The organism is Streptomyces sp. NPDC111656 (assembly GCF_055656965.1).
Window position 1 is genome coordinate 290,420 of the sequence record NZ_JBVKCA010000009.1, and the last position, 21,516, is coordinate 311,935.

At 72.3% G+C, this 21,516-nt stretch carries 13 protein-coding genes; 2 read left to right on the plus strand and 11 right to left on the minus strand.

All coding sequences use genetic code 11. From position 1 onward, the window contains the following. Positions 1 to 31: 31 nt before the first annotated feature. The 6 genes from ACZ7M3_RS27075 to ACZ7M3_RS27100 form a co-directional block, all read right to left on the minus strand. Positions 32 to 7,156 (minus strand): SDR family NAD(P)-dependent oxidoreductase, encoded by a 7,125-nt coding sequence (locus ACZ7M3_RS27075; RefSeq protein WP_472066299.1) that lies wholly within the window; start codon positions 7,154 to 7,156, stop codon positions 32 to 34. Positions 7,157 to 7,694: 538 nt separating this feature from the next. After that, complete coding sequence (locus ACZ7M3_RS27080; RefSeq protein ID WP_472066301.1) at positions 7,695 to 9,140, minus strand: family 43 glycosylhydrolase; 1,446 nt, start codon at positions 9,138 to 9,140, stop codon at positions 7,695 to 7,697. 27 nt (positions 9,141 to 9,167) lie between these two features. Further along, the gene (locus ACZ7M3_RS27085; protein WP_472066303.1) at positions 9,168 to 10,658 is read right to left on the minus strand and encodes a family 43 glycosylhydrolase; all 1,491 of its coding nucleotides are present in this window, start codon (positions 10,656 to 10,658) and stop codon (positions 9,168 to 9,170) included. A 184-nt stretch (positions 10,659 to 10,842) separates the two neighbouring features. Further along, complete coding sequence (locus tag ACZ7M3_RS27090; protein WP_452966673.1) at positions 10,843 to 11,565, minus strand: FAD:protein FMN transferase; 723 nt, start codon at positions 11,563 to 11,565, stop codon at positions 10,843 to 10,845. A gap of 4 nt (positions 11,566 to 11,569) precedes the next feature. Next, positions 11,570 to 12,016, minus strand: a complete 447-nt coding sequence (locus ACZ7M3_RS27095; RefSeq protein WP_472066305.1) for an FMN-binding protein — start codon at positions 12,014 to 12,016, stop codon at positions 11,570 to 11,572. A 10-nt stretch (positions 12,017 to 12,026) separates the two neighbouring features. After that, positions 12,027 to 13,370 carry a ferredoxin reductase family protein gene (locus ACZ7M3_RS27100; protein ID WP_472066307.1) on the minus strand — a complete coding sequence of 448 codons (1,344 nt, stop codon included), beginning with the start codon at positions 13,368 to 13,370 and terminating at the stop codon, positions 12,027 to 12,029. Positions 13,371 to 13,461: 91 nt separating this feature from the next. Between ACZ7M3_RS27100 and ACZ7M3_RS27105 the strand changes: the two genes are divergently transcribed. Both ACZ7M3_RS27105 and ACZ7M3_RS27110 read left to right on the plus strand, forming a co-directional pair. Next, complete coding sequence (locus tag ACZ7M3_RS27105; protein WP_257016522.1) at positions 13,462 to 14,226, plus strand: response regulator transcription factor; 765 nt, start codon at positions 13,462 to 13,464, stop codon at positions 14,224 to 14,226. Then, positions 14,223 to 15,716, plus strand: a complete 1,494-nt coding sequence (locus tag ACZ7M3_RS27110) for a sensor histidine kinase (protein ID WP_472066309.1) — start codon at positions 14,223 to 14,225, stop codon at positions 15,714 to 15,716. Before ACZ7M3_RS27105 ends, ACZ7M3_RS27110 begins: the two co-directional genes overlap by 4 nt. 39 nt (positions 15,717 to 15,755) lie before the next feature. Here ACZ7M3_RS27110 and ACZ7M3_RS27115 read toward each other — a convergent pair whose 3' ends face one another. From ACZ7M3_RS27115 to ACZ7M3_RS27135, 5 genes are all read right to left on the minus strand, one after another. Further along, on the minus strand, positions 15,756 to 16,478 hold the full coding sequence (locus ACZ7M3_RS27115; RefSeq protein ID WP_472066311.1) for an alpha/beta fold hydrolase: 723 nt from the start codon (positions 16,476 to 16,478) through the stop codon (positions 15,756 to 15,758). Between the two features lie 48 nt (positions 16,479 to 16,526). Beyond that, positions 16,527 to 17,498: an alpha/beta hydrolase gene (locus ACZ7M3_RS27120; RefSeq protein ID WP_472066313.1), complete on the minus strand. Its 972-nt coding sequence runs from the start codon at positions 17,496 to 17,498 to the stop codon at positions 16,527 to 16,529. Between the two features lie 164 nt (positions 17,499 to 17,662). Continuing rightward, positions 17,663 to 18,553 carry a helix-turn-helix domain-containing protein gene (locus ACZ7M3_RS27125; RefSeq protein WP_472066315.1) on the minus strand — a complete coding sequence of 297 codons (891 nt, stop codon included), beginning with the start codon at positions 18,551 to 18,553 and terminating at the stop codon, positions 17,663 to 17,665. 178 nt (positions 18,554 to 18,731) lie between these two features. After that, the gene (locus tag ACZ7M3_RS27130) at positions 18,732 to 20,630 is read right to left on the minus strand and encodes an AfsR/SARP family transcriptional regulator (protein WP_472066317.1); all 1,899 of its coding nucleotides are present in this window, start codon (positions 20,628 to 20,630) and stop codon (positions 18,732 to 18,734) included. Then, complete coding sequence (locus ACZ7M3_RS27135; RefSeq protein ID WP_472066319.1) at positions 20,609 to 21,406, minus strand: helix-turn-helix domain-containing protein; 798 nt, start codon at positions 21,404 to 21,406, stop codon at positions 20,609 to 20,611. Before ACZ7M3_RS27135 ends, ACZ7M3_RS27130 begins: the two co-directional genes overlap by 22 nt. Positions 21,407 to 21,516 lie beyond the last annotated feature (110 nt).

The window sequence follows — 21,516 nt, forward strand, 5'->3', positions numbered from 1 at the left end:
ATGGGTTCGGCGCGGGTGCCGGTCACCTCGGTCACCAGCCCGACGCCGTGTAGACGACGGCGGTGTCGCCCTCGGGCCCCCAGGCCAGCTCGCGCAGCAGGCTCATGGTGCCCTCGTCGGGGTCGATGAGCTGGATGCCGCGGCCCGCGTAGTGCCGCATCAGCTCGGGGGTGACCATGCCGTGGTTGCTGTCGCCGGTCGGTGCCCATGGACCCCAGTGGACGGTCAGTCCGCGGCGGCCGGTATCCGAGTCCGCCCAGCGGGCGCCGAGGGTCTCCAGGGCGTCGTTGGCGGCGGCGTAGTCGGACTGGCCGCGGTTGCCGAGCGTCGCGGCGACACTGCCGAACAGCACGGCGAACCGGGGGCCTTCCCCGTCCGGCAACTCGCCCAGCGCGGACAGCAGTTCATGCGCGCCGTCGACCTTCGTACGGAACACCCGGTCGTAGGACCGCGGGCTCTTCTCGGCGATCAGCTTGTCCTCGATCACGCCCGCCGCGTACACGACGCCGTCGATCCCCCCGTGCTCGGCGTGGATCTCCTTCACCGCCCGGCGCACGGCGTCGCCGTCCAGCGCGTCCACGGTGCGGTAGCGGACCTCGGAGCCGAGCGTGGCGAGGGTGCGCAGGGTGGCGCGCACCTCGCGTTCGGCCTGGATCCGGCCGATCGCCCGCTCGATCTCGGCGGGGACGCGCAGCCCGCCCGCGATGAGCGCGCTGCGCAGTTCACCGGCGGTGTCCGCGGCGGCGAGCGCGGGGTCCTCCGCGCCCTCGGGCAGGGCGGTGCGGCCGAACAGTTCGATCCGGCAGCGGCTCGCGGCGGCCAGGGTCGCGGCGAACCGGGCGGTGATCCCCCGGGCGCCGCCCACCAGCAGGACGACCGAGTCGGCGTCCAGGCCGAGCGCGGCGGCCTCGGCCGCACCGTCCCCGGCCGGCCCCGCGCCCGTGCTGCCGAGCAGACCGAGCCCCTCCTCGGTCATGCGCAGTCCGCGCCTCGTGCCGGGGGAGCGCAGGACGACCGGCTCGTGGTCGGGCGCGGTGAGCTCGGCGACCAGTTCCGCGGCGATGTCCTCGGGGGCGGTGCCGGGCGCGTGCTCGACGACCCGGGCGACCGTGTCGGGGTACTCCCGCGCGAGGGAGCGGAAGAAGCCGCGCAGCCCGGGGGAGGCGCCCGCGGCCAGCACCCATCGCGGGTTGCCCGCCAGCACCCGCTGGTAGGCGGGGAAGACGTCCGGCAGGACGGGCGGGGCGTCCGCCGCGACGAGGTGCACGATCCCGTCGAACTCTCCCTCGGCCGGGGGTTCTTCGGCGGTCACCGCATGGGCGCCGTGCACGGTCAGGCGGGCGGTCAGCGCCTCGGCGACCGGTCCGGCACCGAGCAGCAGGAAACTGCGGCCGATCAGCAGGTCACTGGAGGGCGCCGGATCGGCGGTGACGAGGTCGAACTCCCGCATCACGAGACGCTGGGGCGCCACGACGACGGGTTCGGGGACGGCCGGCCCGGCGTCCGGGCCCGCGGGTTGGGCCGCCTCACCCCGGGCGCCCGCGACCAGCGCCGCGATGCTCGCGGCGGTACGGGCCTTGGTCAGTTCCTCGACGTCGGTGTCGCCGGTGGTGGTGAGGCCGAGGCGGGTGGCGAGTTCGCCGGCTATCTCGGCTCTCTTGATGGAGTCGACGCTGAGGTCGGCTTCGAGGTCGAGGTCGGGTTCGATCATGTCGACGGGGTAGCCGGTACGTTCGCCGATCACGTCGAGGACGATGGCGAGGACGGATTCGGCGGTCGGGGCGGCCCCTGCGGAGGGGGCGGAAACGGGCGCCGGGGTGGCTCCCGAGCCGGTCACCCGCTCGACCAGCGCGGCGATGCTCGCGGCGGTACGGGCTTTGGTCAGCTCTTCGATGTCGGTGTCGCCGGTGGTGGTGAGGCCGAGGCGGGTGGCGAGTTCGCCGGCTATCTCGGCTCTCTTGATGGAGTCGACGCTGAGGTCGGCTTCGAGGTCGAGGTCGGGTTCGATCATGTCGACGGGGTAGCCGGTGCGCTCGCCGATCACGTCGAGCACGACCGACAGCACCGAGCCACCTGCCGGTGGGGCCACCGCAACCGGCGCGGCGGCGGGCAGCGCGGTCACCGTGACCGGAGCGTCGGTGTAGGTGATCGGGGCGGGGGCCGCGGGACGTATCCCCGGATCCGCTCCCAGGTACCCCAGCATCACATCCCGCTGCGCCGCGATCATCTCCCGGCTCGTGCGCAGGAACTCGCTGATCAGGGCCTCGGATCCGGTGGCCGCCGCCACTGGTCCGACCGGGCTGCTGTGGGTCACGAGGGCCTCCGGGACGCGCTCGGCGGGGTGGAGTGCGGCGGCGGGGATCGCGCCGTCCGCCGTACGGATCAGATGGCCGTCGACCGTCCACGCGGCGCGCCTGGGACGCGGGGCGCGGGCGTCGGCGGGGACCGCGTCCCGGCCCTGGAACAGCCACGCGGTCCTGATGTCCGCACCGGCGACGGCCAGGTGGGCGAGCGCGGCGAGGAACCCGGCGAGACCGGCACGTCGGCCGTCCTCCAGGGCGACCGTGCGGTGCGGCCGGTCGCCGAGGACCGCACCCACCAGCCGGGTCAGCACCGAGCCGGGTCCGGCCTCGACGAAGACCCGGGCTCCGGCCTCGTACATCGCCTCGACCTGGTCGGCGAACCGGACCGGGGAGCCGATCTGCGCGGCGAGTTCGGCCCGGATCTCCTCGGGGCCCCGCGGGTAGCGGGTGGCCGTACGGTTCGACCAGACCGGGAAGTCGGTGGGCGCGAACGGGACTTCGGCGAGCACCTCGGCGAAGGTCTGGCCGGCCGCCGCGACCAGCGGGCTGTGGAACGCGCAGGCGACCGGGATGCGCTTGGCGCCGAGTCCCTGGGCGCGCAGTCGTTCCACGGCGGTGAGGACGTCCTCGGTGGGACCCGAAATGACCGTCTGACGGGGTGAGTTGCGGTTCGCCGTCACCACCGAGCCGGCCAGGCCCGCGGCCGTGAGGGCCGCCGCGACCTCCGGCTCGCCCGCGGCGACGGCGGCCATGGTGCCGGGGTCGCCCTCGCCGGTGGCGCGCAGGATGGCGGCGGCGCGTTCGCGGCTGGTGCGCAGCAGCGCGTCGGGGGTGAGGGAGCCCGCCGCGGCCAGCGCGGCCAGCTCTCCGTAGCTGTGGCCCGCGGCCATCGCCGGGCGCACTCCCGCCCGGGTCAGGAGCTGGAACGCGGCGAGCCCGGTCAGGCCGAGCGCGGGCTGCGCGACGGTGGTGTCGGTGATGCGCTCCTGCTGCTCCTTGCGGCCCGTCTCGTCGAAGGCGGCCGGCGGGAAGAGGACTCGGGTCGTCGTCTCGTCGAGCCGCAGAAGGCGCTGGAGTTCGGGGAAGGCGACGAAGAGTTCGGCGAACATCGCGGGGCGCTGGCTGCCCTGCCCGGGAAAGAGCAGCGCCACGTCGCCCGTCTCGTCCTCGTCGGCAGCGAACAGGCCTTCCTTCGGGGCGTGTTCACCGGCGACCGCGCGACGCAGCAGCGCTGTCAGCTCCTCGGTCGACCCGGCGACGAGGGCGATCCAGGTCCGGGCGCCACGGGTGCTTGCCGTGCTTGCCGTGCCCGTGGTGCTTGCCGTGCCCGCGGTGCTCCGGGTGCTGGCGGCCTCCGCGCGCCGGGACGCGGCGAGCGCGAAGTCCCGCAGCCGCCACGGCTCGTACGGTCCGGGATCCGCCTCCACGAGGGCGAGCAGTTCGGAGGCGGCCCGTACCGCCGCCGCCCGGTCCGCGCCCCGGAACGTGAAGAGCTCGGCGGGCCAGTGCTGGGCCGAGGTGACCGGCGGCGGCCCGTCCTCGTAGGCCCGCAGGACGACGTGGAAGTTGGTGCCGCCGAAGCCGAAGGCGCTGACCCCGGCCACCCGTTCGGCCGGAGCGGCGGACCAGGGGCGGGCCTCGGTGTGGAAGGCGAACGGGCTGCTCTGCGCGTCCCAGGCCGGGTTCGGCTCGGTGAGGTGCAGGGTCGGCGGCTTCACACCGGTGTGCAGGGCGAGCGAGGTCTTGATCAGTCCGGCGAGTCCGGCCGCGCACTTGGTGTGCCCGATCTGCGACTTGACCGAGCCGAGCGCGCACGCGCCGGGCGGAGCCCCGGCCTCCTCGAACACCCGAGTGAGGGAGCCGAGTTCGGTGCGGTCGCCGACGACGGTGCCGGTGCCGTGCGCCTCGACGAGCCCGACCTCGGCGGGCGAGATGCCCGCGTTGCGGTAGGCCCGGGTCAGCGCGTTGTACTGGCCCTCCGGCCGGGGCGCGGTCAGGCCGAGCGCCCGCCCGTCGCTGGCGCTGCCGACGCCCTTGATCACCGCGTACACCCGGTCGCCGTCCCGCTCGGCGTCCGCGAGCCGCTTGAGGACGACACAGCCGACGCCCTCGCCGAGCGCGATGCCGTCGGCCGCGCTGTCGAAGGGCGCGGATCGGCCCGAGGGCGAGAGGGCGTGCGCGGAGGCGAACAGCAGGTAGTCGTTGATGCCGTTGTGCAGGTCGGCGCCCCCGCACAGCACCAGGTCGCTCGTCCCGCTCACCAGTTCCTTGCACGCCACGTCGACGGCGGTGAGGGAGGAGGCACAGGCGGCGTCCACGGTGTAGTTGGCGCCGCCGAGGTCGAGGCGGTTGGCGATCCGGCCCGCGATGACGTTGGCGAGGATGCCGGGGAAGGAGTCCTCGGTGAGCTTGGGCAGCCGTTCGTCCAGCGCGGGCGGCAGGCTGCCCAGGTAGGCGGGCAGGACGGAGCGCAGGGTCATCGCGTTGGAGAGGTCGCTGCCCGCCTCCGCGCCGAACACGACCGACGCGCGGGCCCGGTCGAAGGACCGGCTGCCGTAGCCGGAGTCCTCCAGGGCGCGCCGCGCCGCCTCCAGGGCGAGCAGCTGCACCGGCTCGATGGCGGGCAGCGAGGCGGGCGGAATGCCGTACCGCAGCGGCTCGAAGGGGATCTCGGGCAGGAAGCCGCCCCAGCGCGACGGGGTCTTCTCCCCGGCGCCTCGCGGGTCGTGGTAGAGCTCGGCGTCCCAGCGGGTCGCGGGCACCTCGGTGACGGCGTCCTCGCCCGCCAGCACGTTCGCCCAGAAGGTGGCGAGGTCGGGGGCGCCGGGGAACATGCAAGCCATGCCGACGATCGCGATGTCCAGCGGTTCGGGGGAGGGTTCGGCGGCGGGCTCCCCGATGCCGAGGGCCTCCCGCCGCGCCGCCAGGAAGCCGGCCGCGCCCGTGGTGACCGAGGCGTGCAGTTCGGCGACGGTGGTGACGGCGGAGCGCAGCACGGCGACCTCGCCGGCCATGAACATGCCCTCGGCCAGCTGTCTGTCCTCGCCGACCGCTCTCAGCCCGCCGTCGATCCGCTCGATGCCCTTGCTGGCCAGCCGAAGCCGCCCCACGTTGAGCCGCTCGAGCTGCTCCCAGGCCTCGCGGCCGGGTGTCCCGCGGGCGGCCAGGTCCTCCTTGACCGCGGCGAACTCGTCGGTGAACGCGCTGTGGACACAGCGGGTGGCGTGTCCGGGCGCGGTCTCCAGGAGGTCGGTGCGCTCGGCGTCGATCACCTGCCGCTGGAACAGGGGCAGTACCGCGCCCGCGCTCACGGCCTCCTCGGTGAACAGGTACGCCGTGCCCATCAGCACGCCCACGGCGGCGCCCCGCGCGCTCAGCGGAGCGGCGAGTGCGGTGACCATGGCGGCGGAGCGTTCGTCGTGCACTCCGCCCGCGAAGAACAGGTGGAGTTCGGTGGCGGTGCCGTTCTTCGCGCCCGCCAGGAAGTCGTCGAGCACGCCGAGCTGCGCCTCCCACAGCGGGAAGCTGGCCCGCGGCCCGACATGGCCGCCGCACTCGGCGCCCTCGAAGACGAACTTGCGCGCGCCCGCTTCCAGGAACTGCTTCAGCAGCCCCGGCGACGGCACGTGCAGGAAGGTGGAGATGCCCACCTCCTCCAGCGCGGCGGCCTGCGCGGGACGCCCGCCCGCGATGATCGCGTGGGACGGGCGGATCTCCCGGACGACCTCCAGCTGGGCGGCCTTGATCTCCTCGGCGGCGAAGCCGAGGACGCCGACGCCCCAGGGTGCGTCGCCGAGCGCGTCCCTGGTCTGTTCCAGTACGGAGCGGGTCTGCTCGGCGCCGGACAGCGCGAGCGCGATGAAGGGCAGCCCGCCGTGGCCGCTCACCTCGGCGGCGAACGCGGCCTGGTCGCTCACCCGCGTCATCGGCCCCTGGGCGACGGGCAGTTCGCTTCCGAAGGGGCGGCTGCCTGAGCCGTCGGGGCCGAGCGAGGCACCACCCGCGTCCTTCGCCGAGTCGAGAGCGGGGCCCGCGCTCTTCAACGCGTCGAGGACGGCGTCCCGTACCCCCCGCACCGCCGCGTGGACGGTGCCCCAGCGCTCCTGGAAACGGGCGGCGAGGAAGCCGTCCTGACCGATCTCGGGGGCGGGTGTGCCCTCCTGGGCACCCCGGCGCCGTACGACTCGGCGGCCGTCCTCCACGGTGGTCTCGGAGCCGTCGAGCCCGGCGAGCAGCGCGGAAGTCCCGGCGGGCAGTTCGGCCTCGGCCTCGGCGAGCAGGGCGAGTTGGGTGTCCAGGACGACACCGGCGCCACCGCCCGCGACGACGGCCGCCGCGATGTGCGGGCCCGCGCCGCCGCAGGCCCAGACCGGAAGGTCCAACTCGTCTTCGCCGAGGAGCTGTTGGAGCAGCACGAAGGTGCTCAGTTCGCCCACGGGACCGCCCGCCTCGTGGCCCCGGGCGATCAGCCCGTGTGCCCCGGCCGAGGCGGCCCGTAACGCCTGGGCGCGGCCGGTCACCTCGACGAGTACGCGGTGGCTGGGGAAGTCCGCGGGCGTGCAGGAGGCGTCGGCGGTCAGCAGGACGGTGTGGACACAGGCGGGGAGGTCCCGCGCGGGAAAGGCATCGTTGTCGCGGAGTCGTACGCCGAAACCGGCGGCCGACCATTCCTCGGCCAGCGCGAGTTCCGCCGCCGCTCGGCGCCCACCCGCGGTGAGGTCGAGCACCCCGAGACCGCCCGCCCGTACGGCGGCCGCCGTGACCCGTGCCGAGGGGACGGCGAACGGGTTCAGGGCGATGACGATGTCCTCGACGGCAAACAGGCCGGAAGTATCGAACTTCGACACAGACACGCGAACGCTCCAAATCGCACGAGGGTGAGGATTGGTGGGGGAGAGCGGAGAGCGCTTGCGCTTCACAACAAGCCGAGAGCCGATGTGAAGCACGCTCATGCTTATTGCGCATCCCCGTGAAAGTCAAACTCTCAAGGAGGCTGTCATTACCGGACGTAACACGGTCGACACAGCCGTCGCCGAGCCCGGTGCGAGCTGGCAACAGAGGCCTTGTTCGGGTGAGTTGAAGGGGACAGTGACCGCTGGTCGGTCGGCTCCGCGACCCCGATTCGGCCTGCGGCAATGCCTGCTGACGCAGTGTCGAACACGAGGTCCACTTCGATCTTGCGGAAACGAACTGTTTCCCCCGCTGTAAATTGAAACTTTTATTAGTTCCCCTCTTCATAATCAAAATTCACGTGGGGTGGAAGGGTGGGATTTCGGCACTTGAGGGTGAATGGCCACGATTCGTACTCGCCGGTAAGTTGGCTCATTTCAACAGCACAGCCCGGCCGCGGGAGCGGCCGGGCTGTGCTGGATCCAAAGGTGCCGAAGCGGGTCACTCGGCGTAGAACGTCGCGTCCGCCCTGGCGAGCGTCGTGTCGGCGGGCTGGGTGTAGAGCAGGTAGTCGTAGTGCCGGAGGTAGCGGCCGGCGCCGCTGTACGACTCGAACGAGACACCGGAGGCCGTGTCGGCGAGGCCCGCCCGCCGGTAGAAACTGGCGTCGTTCCTGAAGGCGGCGGTGCCGTCGTCCTTCTCCACCCAGACCTCGTTGTTCTTCTGGTGGAGGTAGTAGCCCGGGTAGTTGGCCGACTCGAGGGAGACGGTCCCGGTCCCGGCGAGCCCGCTCACCACCCGGAACTGCGAGTCGGCGAGGTTGGTGACGTTCGGCTCGATCCTGGCGCGGAACTCCCAGTGGCGGATGTAGCGGTCCGGGAAGTTGTACGAGGAGAAGCGGACCGGGGTGACACCGTCGGCGACCGGGATGCCGAAGTCGGGGGTGCCGTCGGCGTTCCAGTAGATCTTCTGCAGGCGGGTGCGGCGGTTGGGGTCGTTCAGGGGGTCGCCGCTGATGTCCTTGTAGTTGCGGTCGTGGTAGACCAGGATGTCCGACTTGCCGTCCTCGGAGACCGTGAACGAGTTGTGGCCCGGCCCGTACTGCGAGGTCGCGGCGCTGCTCCGGAACACCGGCGAGGACCCCTTGCTCCAGGAGGCCGCGTCGAGCAGATCGGCGGAGGCGGACGCGGTCAGCATGCCCAGGCAGTAGTTGGCGTCGGTGGCGCTGGCGGAGTAGGTCATGAAGACCTTGCCGCCGTGCTGGATGACCGCCGGGCCCTCGTTGACCTTGTAGCCGACGGTCTCCCAGGACAGCGTGGGCTGGGAGATCTCGACCGGAGTGCCTTGGATCGTCCAGGGGTTGGCCATTCGCGCGAGGAACAGGCTCGTGTTGTTGTCCTCGGACGGATTGCGCTGCGCCCAGGCGAGATAACGCACGCCGTTCACGGTGAAGGTGGTGGCGTCGAGGGAGAAGGAGGAGACCGGGGTCGCGATCTGGCCCTTCTCCGTCCAGGCGCCGGTCAGCGGGTTCGCGGCGTCGCTCTCCAGGACGTACATCCGGATCGCCCATATGTCACTGGTCGACCCGGCGGCGAAGTAGACGTACCACTTGCCGTCGATGAAGTGGATCTCCGGCGCCCAGATGTGCGCGCCCATGACCCCGCTCGCGTGCTTGGTCCAGATCGTCGTCTCCGGGGCGGTGTTCAGACCCTGGAGGGTGGTGGCGCGGCGCAGCACGATCCTGTCGTACGCCGGGACGGTCGCGGTGAAGTAGTAGTAGCCGTCGGTGTGTTTGTAGATGTGTGGGTCGGCGCGCTGTTCGGCGAGCGGGTTGGTGAACGTCACGGCGGGCGAGGCGGGGGCGAGTGCGTGGGCCGGTGTGCCGAAGGTCAGCAGGGCCAGTATGGCGAGGACCGCGGTCAGCAGGCGGCCGAGAAGGCGTCTCATGATCCTGGTTTCTTTCGGGGGCGGATGTCAGACGGTGGGCTTGAGCTGCCACTGCTGGCAGGTGTTGCCGAGCCAGGTCCACTGGCGTACGTCGACCCCGTCGTCGCTACCGCAGCCCGCCACGTCGGCGACCTTGCCGCTGTTGGCGTTGGTGATCCGCACGGAGTCGCCGCCGGTGTAAACCAGCCGGAACTTCTGGCAGTTGTTGTTCAGCCACGACCACTGGCGCAGGTCCGCCCCGTCGGCGGTGGAGCAGTCGGCGGTGTCCATGACCTTGCCGGTGGCGACATCGACCAGCCGGCTGGTGTCATTGCCCTGGTCCTCGATGCGCCACTTCTGGTTGGCGCCGCCGTTGCACGTCCACTGGAGGATGTTGGCGCCGTCCGCGGCGTTGCCGCCCTCGACGTCCAGGCACTTGCCGCTGTTGCGGTTGACGATCGTGTACGCCGTCGGGGTTGTCGCGCTCTCGCCCGAGGGGCCCGCGAGGGTGGTGCCGGTCGCGACCGGGGTGCCGAAGTCCGGCGTGCCGTCCGCGTTCCAGGTGAACTTCTGCGCCCGGGTCGTACGGCCGTTGCCGCAGCCGCCGCCGGATGAGCTGTTGGCGTGGTAGACGATCCAGTTCTCGGTGCCGTCGGGGGAGGTGAAGAACCCGTTGTGGCCGGGGCCGTAGACGCCGGCCGCGTCATCGCGCTGGAACACCGGGGTCTGCTTCTTCGTCCAGGAGGCGGGGCTGAGCGGGTCGCCGCCGGTCAGTTCGAGTTGGCCGAGTTGGTAGTCGGCGGTCTGGCAGTAGCTGGCGGAGAAGGTGAGGAAGGTCCGGCCGTCGTGGTACAGCGGCTCGGGGCCCTCGTTGACCGGGGCGCCGGAGGTCTCCCAGCCGAGCGTCGGGCTGGAGATGACGGTGAAGGTCGAACTGCTCAGTGTGTACGGATTGCTCATCGGCGCGATGACCAGGCTCTGCTTGCTGCCGCCGACGAAGCCGCTGCCCACCAGGTACAGCTCGCCGTCATACGTGAGCACGCCGGCGTCGATCAGCCAGCCGCCGGGGTCGAGGTTGGAGCCGGTGAGGCTGTTCTTGTACGTGTACGGGCCGAGCGGGTCGGTGCCCACGCTCTGAAGGACGTGGGTGCGCTGGGTGTCGCAGCACGCGGCTCCGCTGTTCGCGGCGGAGTAGTACAGGTACCAGTGGCCGTCGAAGAGGTGGATCTCCGGAGCCCAGATGTTGGCGTTGCGGCCGGCGGTGGTGTCCGACCAGATCTGGACGCTGGGGGCGGTGGCGAGCCCGGCGAGCGTCGGCGACCTGCGCATGGTCAGCTCGTTGGTGAACGTCGTGGTGACCAGGTAGTAGGTGCCGTTGTAGTACTCCAGCCAGGGGTCCGCGCCATTCTGGGACTTGACGGGGTTGGTGTACGGCTGCCCGGCGGCCGCGGCGGCGGGCGCGCCGGGCTGGGTGAGCAGCGACGCGAACAGGGCCAGCAGTGCTGCCCCCAGGGCGAACCAAGAGCGGGTGCGGAACACGGCGGGTCCCCTTTGACGGCCGAGAGCGTTCGAAATTGCGAACATTGTGCGGAGGTTCGACCAGAAGCTATGTATCAGGCAGGGACACGTCAATGCCTCCGACGTGTTTCGATTCCGGCCGCTCTCAGGGGACTTGGGGGCACGCCCGACCGCACAGGGGTGGTCATCCGCCGCACAGGGGCGGTCATCCGGCCACAGGAAGCCCCGCCGTGCGCAGGACCCTGTGCTCGGCGTCGACCGCGAACACCTCGCACCCCTCGCGCGACGCGGCCCACTCGACGCCCTCCGCGCCCATCGCGAACGCCGCCGTCGCCGTCGCGTCCGCCTCGGTCAGTGACGGCGCCACGACGGTGACGCTGAGCAGCCCGGTGGCCGGGCGACCGGTGCGCCCGTCGAGGATGTGGTCCCCGCGTTCGTAGCGCGCGGAGGTCGCCACCGCGCCGTCGGTGATCTCCAGCACCGTGCACAGCCGGTCGGCCCGCTCGGGATGGCGTACGCCCACCCGCCAGGGACCGCCCGCGGCGACCACGTCACCACCGGCGTTCAGACAGAACCGGGAAGTCCCCCGACCGCTGAGGAGGCCCGCGGCCCGCTGCACCGACCAGCCCTTCACCATCGCGCAGGGATCCAGACCGCGGCCGGGCAGCCGCACGTCGAACGCGCCGCCGGTCGCGATCCGGTACTCCTCGCACAGGCCGAGGACCTCGGTCAGGTCCGGGCTGAGCTCGTGGGGGGTGAGCTCACCCCGGTCGAGCCGGGACACCTCGCTGTCCGCACGGAACGGGCTGAAGCGGGCGTCGACCTCGCGCAGCCACGCGAACACGGGGTCCGCGGTCTCCTCGGACGCGCTCTCGTCGTCGATCCGCAGCGAGACCGGGAACCCCATGACCTGTTCGACGCGCCGCATCCCGCTATCCCTTCGCGTCGAGGGCGGCCTGCAGCGACGTCACGTATCCGTCGCTGGTGATGGTGGCGCCGGACACCGAGTCGATGTCGGCGCTCTGGGCCTGGAGCGTCTCCTGGATCAGCTTCGGCACGGCAGCCGTGGTCTGCGGGTGGTTCGGCTGCTGGAGCATCCGCACCGAACTGATCTTGTCGCCCTCGAAGGTCACCTCCACCTGCACGGCGCCCTTGGAGGTGTTGACGGTGGAGCCCTGGACGACCTGGGAGGCCGCGGGCGAGGACGACGCGGACGAGGAAGGCGACGAAGAGGATGAAGAAGACGAAGACGATGAAGACGGGGTCGAGGCGGGCGCGGCGACCTCGGTGGTCGTCGTCGTACCGCTCGACGGTGCGTAGCGCCACAGCGGGATCAGACCGGCGATGGACAGGGCCACTACAGGCAGTGCTCGTTTCACGGTGTCTCTCTCATCCCGCCAGGCTGAAACGCTCGAAGTGGATCTGCGGCCCGGGCACGCCCAGGTCGCGCAGGGTGCGCAGCACCGCGCTCGTCATGGCGGGCGGCCCGCACACGAAGACGTCCCGTTCCGCTACGTCCGGCACGAGCCGGGCGAGCTCGCGCGGCGCCAGCTTGTCCGGCGTGGCCGGTCCGGTCACCACGTGCAGCTCGGCGCCCTTGGCGCACGCGAGCTCCCGCAGCTCGTCGAGGAGCACCGCGTCCCGGTCCGTGGCCACCCGGTAGATGAGGACGACATGGTCGTGCAGGTCCTCCAGCAGGGCCCGGATCGGGGTGATGCCCACACCGCCCGCGACGAGCAGGGTCTCCGAGCGCGTGCGGTGCAGGGTGGTGAAGGCGCCGTAGGGGCCCTCGGCGAAGACCCGCGTGCCCACCTTCAGGTGCCGCAGGGCCGCGGTGCCCTCGCCGGCCGTCTTCGCGGTCAGCCGCAGCCGATTGCCGTCCGGAGCGGCCGACAGGGAGAACGGGTTGGCCTGCCACCAGCGGTCCTTGGTCAAGAACCGCCACAGGAAGAACTGTCCCGCCCGTGCGGGCAGCAGGTCGAGGTCGCGCCCGGTGACGTAGATCGAGACGACGTTGTCGGACTCGGGGACGACGGCCGAGACCCGCAGCTGGTGGCGCAGGTTCCGCCACACCGGAAGGACCACCCGGCCCAGGAACACCGAACCGAGCGCCACGCCCCACAGGCCCCACCAGTAGGCGGTGGCCGCGGACGAGGTGGTGAAGGTGGTGCCCACCGCGACCTGGTGCGTGAAGGCCAGCACCACCGCGACATACGTGTAGAGGTGGATGAAGTGCCAGGTCTCATAGGCCAGCCGGCGTCGCGCGAAGCGCGCCGACACCCCGCCGATCACGAGGATCAGGGCCAGCGCGACGATCGCCCGCAGCACGCCCTCGGTCGTCGTGGCCAGCTCCACCAGCTCGTCCCAGAGGTCCGCCGGCCGCGCCGCCGCACCGGCGTAGCCGAGGGTGATGAGCAGCGCGTGCGACAGCAGCGTCCACAGCAGGCCGAAGCCGACCCAGCGGTGCCAGGAGGTCAGCCGGTCCATGCCGATCCGGTGGTCGAGCCACGGCAGGCGGGCGACCAGCAGCAGCTGGAAGGCCATCAGGAGCGCCCCGTACAGGCCCGCCAGCCGGCCGAGCATGATCAGGGTGTCCGGGCCGGGCCCGGCCTGGAGGAAGAACACGGTCACGACGGCCGCGTTCGCGGCCAGCAGGGCGTACAGCCCGGTGCGGGCCACCACCTTCGGGCGTATCGCCGTCGGGGGCGGCTGGACACGTTCGACAGTGGTCACGGAGAGCAGCTCCTCGTTCGGGTGTGGGGACACCGAGCCTGCCCGGTGAGAGCTGTCGTTTTCCTGTCGCTCAACTTTCAAGTGTTTATCGATGTGGATCAGGGACGCCGGCGGCTATGGCGTCGGCGGCCACGTCACGCACTATGAGCAGGTGGAAAAAGTGCGCCTTCTGGTCGTGGACGACGACCCTCCCATCGCCGACCTCGTCGCGACGGTCGCCCGCTACGAGGGCTGGGAGGCGATGACCGCGTACTCCGGAGAGGACGCGCTGCGCCGGGCCGCCGAGTTCCACCCCGACATCGTGGTGCTCGACCTGATGCTGCCCGGCCTCGACGGGTTCGCCGTCCTCGACCGGCTGCGGCAGTCCGGGACGATGGTGCCCGTCGTCTTCCTCACCGCCCGCGACGGCGTCGCGGACCGCGTCGCGGGCCTCACTCGAGGCGGCGACGACTACCTCGTCAAGCCGTTCGCCGTGGAGGAGCTCATGGCGCGGCTGCGGACCGTCCTGCGGAGGGCCGCGGGCCCCGGCTTCCAGCGTTCCGTGCTCCAGGTCGCCGACCTGACGATGGACGAGGACACCCGTGAGGTGCGGCGCGCCGACCGGCTGCTCACCCTCACCCCGACCGAGTACGAGGTCCTGCGCTACCTCATGCGCAAGTCGCCGACCGTCCTCACCAAGGCCCAGATCCTCGACCACGTGTGGGAGTACGGCTTCGGCGGCCGCTCCAACGTGGTGGAACTCGTCGTCAGCCGGCTGCGCCGCAAGCTCGACGGCAACGGCGAGTCCGACAGCGGCGAGTCGCTCATCCACACCGTGCGCGGCGTCGGGTACGTGGTGCGGCAGGTCGCCGAGTGAGCAGCCCCGGGACCGGCGGTGCGCTGCGCCGTCTGCGGGGCGCCTACCGCCGCACACGCCTGGGCACCCGGCTGGCCCTCGGCATCGGCGTGCTGTCCCTCGTCGTGTTCGCCGTCGTCGGCACGGCCCTGACGACGTACATGAAGGAGTACCTCGAACGTCAGCTCGGCGAGCAGATGAAGCTCGTCCAGGTCACCCAGTCCAAGGACGCCCAGGCGCACGGCATCGTCCAGCGGCGGCCCTACTACGGCTGGTTCACCGCCGTGTACGACGTCCAGGGCCGTACGGCGGTCCTGCGCAAGCCCGCCGATGTCCCCGCCGACACCGCCGAGCTCACCGCCGTCGCCCAGGCGTTGCCGGACGGAGGTGACGCGCACCTGCTGCGCACCGCGCACATCGCGGGGGAGGGCACGTACAAGCTGCGTGCCTGCGAGGTCGAACCCGGCGTCGTCCTCGTCACGGCGGCACCCATGCAGGACATGCAGGCCACCGTGCGGCAGCTGATCACGGTCCAGGTCGTCACCTTCGCGCTCGCCCTGCTCGGGCTCGTCGTGATCGGCCGGACGGTCCTGCGGCGCGGGCTGAAGCCCTTCAGCGACATGGCCCACACCGCCCGCGGCATCACCTCGCACAACCTCACCGGCTCGGCGGGGCTGGAGGTGCGGGCCGGGGGCGGGCGCGGTGGACCCGAGGTCGAGGAACTGCGCACCGCGTTCAACACCATGCTGGAGCACATCGACGACGCGCTCGCCGTCCGCACCGAGGCCGAGCAGCGACTGCGCCGGTTCGTCGCGGACGCCTCGCACGAGCTGCGTACGCCCCTGATGTCGGTACGCGGCTACGCGGACCTCTTCCAGTACGCCGCCGCCAACGAGCCCGAGGAACGCGAGAAGCACCTGGCCCGGCTGCGCGCCGAGGCCGCCAGGATGGGCGTACTCCTCGACGACCTGCTCCTCCTCGCCCGCCTGGACGCCGCAGAGGTGGAGACCCCGCTGCGGCTGGAGGACGCGGACCTGACGGAACTGGCGCGGGAGGCCGCGGACGCCTTCCGCGCCGGGCGAGGGGAGCACGTGCTGTCCGTGACGGCCGGCCCCGACCCGGTGCGCCTGCGCCTGGACCCCCTGCGTATCCGGCAGGTCCTCGACAACCTGCTCACCAACGCCGCCATGCACACCCCGGCGGGGACGAAGGTGCGCCTGGAGGTGTCGGCCACGGGGGCGGGGCAGGCGGTACGCGTCGGCTCGCCCGGCACGGCGGTCGTGCGGGTCTGCGACTCCGGGCCCGGGATCCCGGCCGCCGACCAGGAACGGGTCTTCGACCGGTTCTACCGCGTCGACAAGGCCCGCAGCCGCGACCGCGGCGGCAGCGGGCTGGGCCTCGCGGTCGCCCGCTCACTGGTGCGGGCCCACGGCGGCACCATCGAGGTGACCAGCCGCCCCGGCTCGACGACGTTCACGATCCGGCTCCCCCTCCCGTCCGCGCTCCCGTGACCACGGGGGAGTACCTCCACACGGCCGCCGTCGGCTCGCTCAGCCGGTCGCGCGGACCGCGTCGCGGATCAGGTCGGCGACCAGCTTCGGCCGGGACACCGCGACGGCGTGCGAGGCGCCCTCGACCTCCACGATCGTCGCTCCCGCACGCTTCGCGCCGAAGCGCTCGACCTCGGGGTTGATCGCCTGGTCCGCGGCGGCGACCAGGGCCCAGGACGGCCTGGTCTTCCACGCGGCGGCGGTGGCCGTCTCCGTGAACGCCCCGGCGGCGAGCGGACGCTGGGCGACCGCCAACACCTTGGTGACATCGGCGGGGACGTCCGCGGCGAAGACGGCCGGGAACGCCTCGGGGACGATGGTGACCTCGACGGCCGGGTCACCGCCCTCCACCGGATACGTGGCCTGCTTCAGGCTGCTGCCCAGCGGCGAGTCGGGGAAGCGCCCCTGCAACTCGCCCAGGCTCTCGCCCTCCTCGAGGACGTACGCCGCGACGAAGACCAGGCCGACCACGTTGTCCGCGATGCCCGCGACGGTGATGACCGCGCCGCCGTAGGAGTGGCCGACCAGCACGACGGGGCCGTCGATCTGCGCGGCCGCCGAGGCGATGTACGCGGCGTCGGAGGCGAGGGAGCGCAGCGGGTTCGGCGGCGCGACGACGGGAATGCCGTGGTTCTGCAGTTCCGCGATGACGCCGGACCAGCTGGCGGCGTCGGCGAAGGCACCGTGCACGAGCAGGGCGGTGGGGGTGGTGTTCCCGGACATGACTGTTTCTCCTTGTCGGTCTTGTGGACGTCGGTCTTGTGGACCCGGTCAGCCCGCGTGCAGCGCGGTGTGCAGCGTGCGGGTGGCCATCGTCAGCGCGGCCTCGGCGGCGTGGGTGCCGCGCAGGGCGTTGAGCATCACGAAGTCGTGGATGATGCCCTGGAAGCGGACGGCGGTGACGGGCACGCCGGCCTCGCGGAGCTTGCCCGCGTAGGCCTCGCCCTCGTCGCGCAGGACGTCGGCCTCGCCGGTGATGACCAGGGCCGGGGGCAGGCCGGTGAGCTGCTCGGTGGTGGCGCGCAGCGGGGAGGCGGTGATCTGGGCGCGGTCGGCCTCGTCGGTCGTGTACTGGTCCCAGAACCACTGCATGCCGTCGCGGCGCAGGAAGTAGCCGGTGGCGAACTGGTGGTAGGAGCCGGTGTCGAAGTTCGCGTCGGTGACCGGGTAGAACAGGACCTGCTGGAGCAGCGGGACATCGCCGCGCTCCTTGGCCATCAGGGTCAGCGCGGCGGTCATGTTGCCGCCGACGGAGTCGCCGGCCACCGCGAGGCGGCTGCCGTCCAGGCCCTTGGACGCGCCCTGCTGCACGACCCATTGGGCGACCGTGTAGTTCTGCTCGATGGCGACGGGGTAGCGGGCCTCGGGCGAGAGGTCGTACTCGGGGAAGACCACCGCGGCCTCGGCGCCGACGGCCAGTTCGCGGACCAGGCGGTCGTGGGTGTGGGCGTTGCCGAACACCCAGCCCGCGCCGTGGATGTAGAGGATCACCGGGAGGATGCCGGTGACGCCGGCGGGCTTGACGATCCGGGCCCGGACGCTGCCCGTCGGACCGCCCGGGACGGTGATCCACTCCTCGTCGATGTTCGGCAGCTCGATCTCGCCGGACTGCACCTCGTCGACGGCCTTGCGACCCTCCGCCGGGGCGAGGTCGAACAGGTACGGCGGATTGGCGGTGGCTTCCGCGAAAGCGGCGGCGGCCGGTTCCAGTACGGGCTTGACCGGCTCTACGGCGTCGGACATGGGAATCTCCTGAAGCGTCGTTCCTGGGGGCGAGGCCGGGCGATGCTCCGGCCTCGCAGCCACGCTAGAGGCGCGGTGCGGGCGTGAATGGTCCGTCAGCGCACCGCCGTTGAACTCACAGCGCCCAACGCGTCGACCGTCTCGCGCCCAACGCGTCGACCGTCTCAGCGGTGGCCGGTGGGCGTGGCGCGGCCGACCGTGTCCCGCCATTCGCTGGGCGACATGCCGTACGCGGCCCGGAAGACCCGGCTGAAGTGGGTGGCGCTCATGAACCCCCAGCGGTTGGCCACCGCCGCGATGGTCCGACCGCCCCGGGCCCGGATCATCAGGTCCCGGCGGCACTCCTCGAGCCGGCGCCGCTGGATCCACCGGCCGACCGTGGTGCCCTCGTCCTGGAAGAGCCGGTGCAGATAGCGCGCGGAGATGTGATGGGCCCCGGCGATCGTCTCGGGGGAGAGGTCCTCGTCGGTCAGGTGCAGGTCGATGAACTCCAGGATCCGGGACCTCAGCGGGGTCCGGGCGTCGGGCGTCGCGGTGGCGTCCCGGTTCAGCCGCTCGGTGGCGAGGGTGGCCAGCACGTTCACGGCGTTCCAGGCGAGCAGTTCGCCGACCGGCGGCAGGGACGAGGAGGCCGTGTCGGCGAGTTCGGACAGGAACGGTGACAGCAGGCTGCCCAGCCGGGACACACGGGGTACCGGCGTCCCCGCGAGCCGGGCCACATCGGCCGCGTCGAGCCCGAGCGACTCGTACGGCACGAGGAACACCTTCATGCGGAAACGCTCGGGGAAGTCGAGCGTCGCCGGACCATGCGCGTCGTAGAAGCAGATGTCTCCCGGCCCGAGGAAGACGTCCTCGGGCTGCCACGGACCGTCCGCGCCGCTCCCGCCCCGTACGTCGCGTCTGCCTCGTACGCCTGCCGCGCCCCGTATGCCTACGAAGAGGTACTCGCCGCTGTCCCGGGCGACCAACCGGTGTGCCCGCCGGGCCGGGTAGGGCCGGCCCGCCCCGGGCAGCTCCGCGGGCGCCGTGCCCGAGACGACGATGTCGAGGCCCATGGGCATGCGGCACCTACCGGTCCCACCCGTCTCACCCGTCTCACCGCGGTCGCTCCGAGTGGTGCTGGAACTGAACGTCATCCGCCGTTGCCTCCGAGCCCTGCCGAACTGTCGAGAGGAGCGACGACGCCTCGTGGGACGGTCGTCCACTCCGCTCGGAGAGTAGGTCGGGGCGAGTTCAAAAAGAGTGACGCGGGAGTGACAGGGACTCCGTCGCGGCGGCCTCGTCGGCCTCCGCGAGCTCGGCGGCGAACGCGCGCAGCAGGGTGTGCACGGTGTAGCGGCCCGGCGCGTCTTCGCACACGAGATGGGCGTCGGCGAGACGGCCGAGGATCGGCCGGGCCTCTCGGGGCGACAGACCGGCGAGGCCGGCGACGGTGTCCGCCGCGATGCCGGGGCCGGGGTGCAGCGCCACGAGGCAAAAGAGCCGGGCGTCGCCGGGCGGCAGCGACCGGTGGGACGCGGCGAACGCGGCGCGGGCGTCGGCCGTCCCGCCGACGCTCGCCAAGGCGTCGAGGCTCCCGTGCGCGGCGCGGAGTTCGGCGGCGAGGGCGGCCAGCGGGAAGTCGGGGCGGCTGACGGCGCGCGCGGCCACGATGGCCAGGGCCAGCGGCAGCCGGCCGCAGCGGTCGATGATCTCCTCGGTCGCCTCGGGCTCGGCGGCCGACCGGCGATGGCCGACGCGCAGGGCCAGTGCGGCGCGGGCGTCGGCGGCGGACGGGAGTTCCAGACGCAGCGGCCGGGCCCCGGAGGCGATCAGACCGGGCAGCCGGTCACGGCTGGTGACCACGGCCAGACAGCCCGGGGCGGTGGGCAGCAGCGGACGTACGTGCTCGGTGCGGGCGGCGTCGTCGAGCACGACGAGGACCCGGCGGTCCGTCAGCAGCTCGCGGTAGAGGTCCGTGAGCGTGGCCACGTCGTCCGGGAGGTACCGGGGCGGTGCTCCGAGTGCCACCACCAACCCGCGCAGCGCCTCCACGGGTTCCGGCGCGGGCCCGGCGGCCGCGTCGTGGCCGCGCAGCTCGACGTAGAGCTGACCGTCCGGGAACCGATGTGCGACCTCGTGGGCCCAGCGCACGACCGACGCGGTCTTCCCGACGCCCGCCATTCCGCTGACCAGGATCGTCCCGGGTGCCCCGGAGGACGCCGCCGCCCCGGCGAGGGCGGTCAGCTTCCCGAGTTCCTCGCTCCGACCGGCGAAGACCGTCAGGCCGGGCGGCAACTGGGCGGGCCGGGCGAGGGGTTTCACCGGTTCGGACAGCGCTGTCCTGACCGGTCGGTGCGCCGGGGGCACGGACGCGCGCACCTCCTGGCGGAGGACCCGGGTGTGGGCCTCAGTCAGCTCGGCGCCCGGGGCGACCCGCAACTCCGCGGCCAGTCGGCGCCGTACCTCCTCGTACGCCGTCAGCGCCTCGGCCTGCAGTCCGCAGGCCGCCAGCACCATCACGAGCCGGGCGTGCAGGGACTCGTCCAGGGGCTCCAGTTCGACGGCCCGCCGCAGGCTCGGCAGCACGAGGCCCGCCGTGCCGCACAGCAGGCCCGCGTCGGCCGCCATCCGTGTGGTGAGCACGAGTTCGTGCTCCACGGCGCGGAACAGGGCGTGCTCGCGAGCCGACGCGGGGAGCCCCATCGCCACCGGCCCGCGCCACTCGCCGAGGGCCCCGACGAACTGCCGTACCGCCACCTCGGGCCGACCGGTGGCGACCGCCCGCCTGCCCCGCAGGGTGAGCTCGCGGAACCTCAGCAGATCGATCTCGTCCGGTTCCGCGTCCAGGAGGTAGGCACCGGTGCGGCGCGACAGACGGCGGCCGGGCGCCCGGGGCGGCAGCCCCGGTTCGAGCAGCCGCCGCAGCGCACCCACGTACCGGCGCACCACGTTCGGGGCGCTGGCCGGCGGACGGCTCGCCCACAGCACCTCCACGATCTCGCTCACCTGCACCGGCCGCCCCGCCCGCACCATGAGCAGCCCCAGGAGGGCGCGTTGCTGCGGGAACCCCAGATCGAGTTCCCGCTCGGCCCGCCGGACCCGCAACGGGCCCAGCACCTCGAACCGCATCACCTCGTCGAACTCTGCCATGCGCTGGGGGACATGCCGTAGGCGTCCCGGAAGGTGCGGCTGAAGTGCGAGGGGCTGGTGAACCCCCAGCGCTGCGCCACGGCGGCCACGCTCGGCCTGCGGTTCGCGCTCCGGCCCAGCTCGCGCCGGCACGCTTCCAGCCTGCGCCGCCGTATCCACTGGCCCACCGTGGAGCCCTCCTGCTGGAAGAGCTTGTGCAGGTAGCGGACGGAGATGCGGTGGGCGAGCGCGATCGACTCCGGTGACAGGTCCGCATCCGTCAGATGCTTTTCGATGAAGGCCTGGATCCGGGACACCGTCTCGGTGCCGACGTCCGAGGCGTCGGGGGTTTCCTCGCCGAGGAGTTGCATGACGAGCACGGCGACGAGGTCGACGGCGGAGCGGGCGAGCCGGTGGCCCGTCCTCGACCTGCGGAAGTCCGTCTCGGCGGCGAGCGCCGAGAGGAAGTGGGACACCAGCGCGCCGACGCCCTCGTCGCCCCGCACGCGCCGGCCCATGACCCGCTGCAGGTCCGAGGGCGACACCCCCAGGTGACCGCGGGGCACCCGGAAGACCGTCAGCCGGCAAGGGCCGCTGAAACGCAGGTGGTCACGCCGGGCCGGATCGTGGAACACCAGGTCGCCGGGGGCCAGGAACACCTGGGTGCCGCCCCGTGTCACCGAGACCGAGCCCTGGACGTGCAGGCCCAGGTGCAGGAACGCGTCGTCGGTCGTGTCCGGCAGCCGGAAGAGACGACGGACCGGTGCGGTGTCGCGCGGCATCACCGAGTCGATCATGAGGACTCCCGAGGTGAGAGGTCGGGCCCAGGGTCCCGACTGAGGAAATTCTCGACGTCCGTGCTCGCCCTTGTGGATCGCGGGCGTCTGCGCGGTCCGGGCGTTCGCGC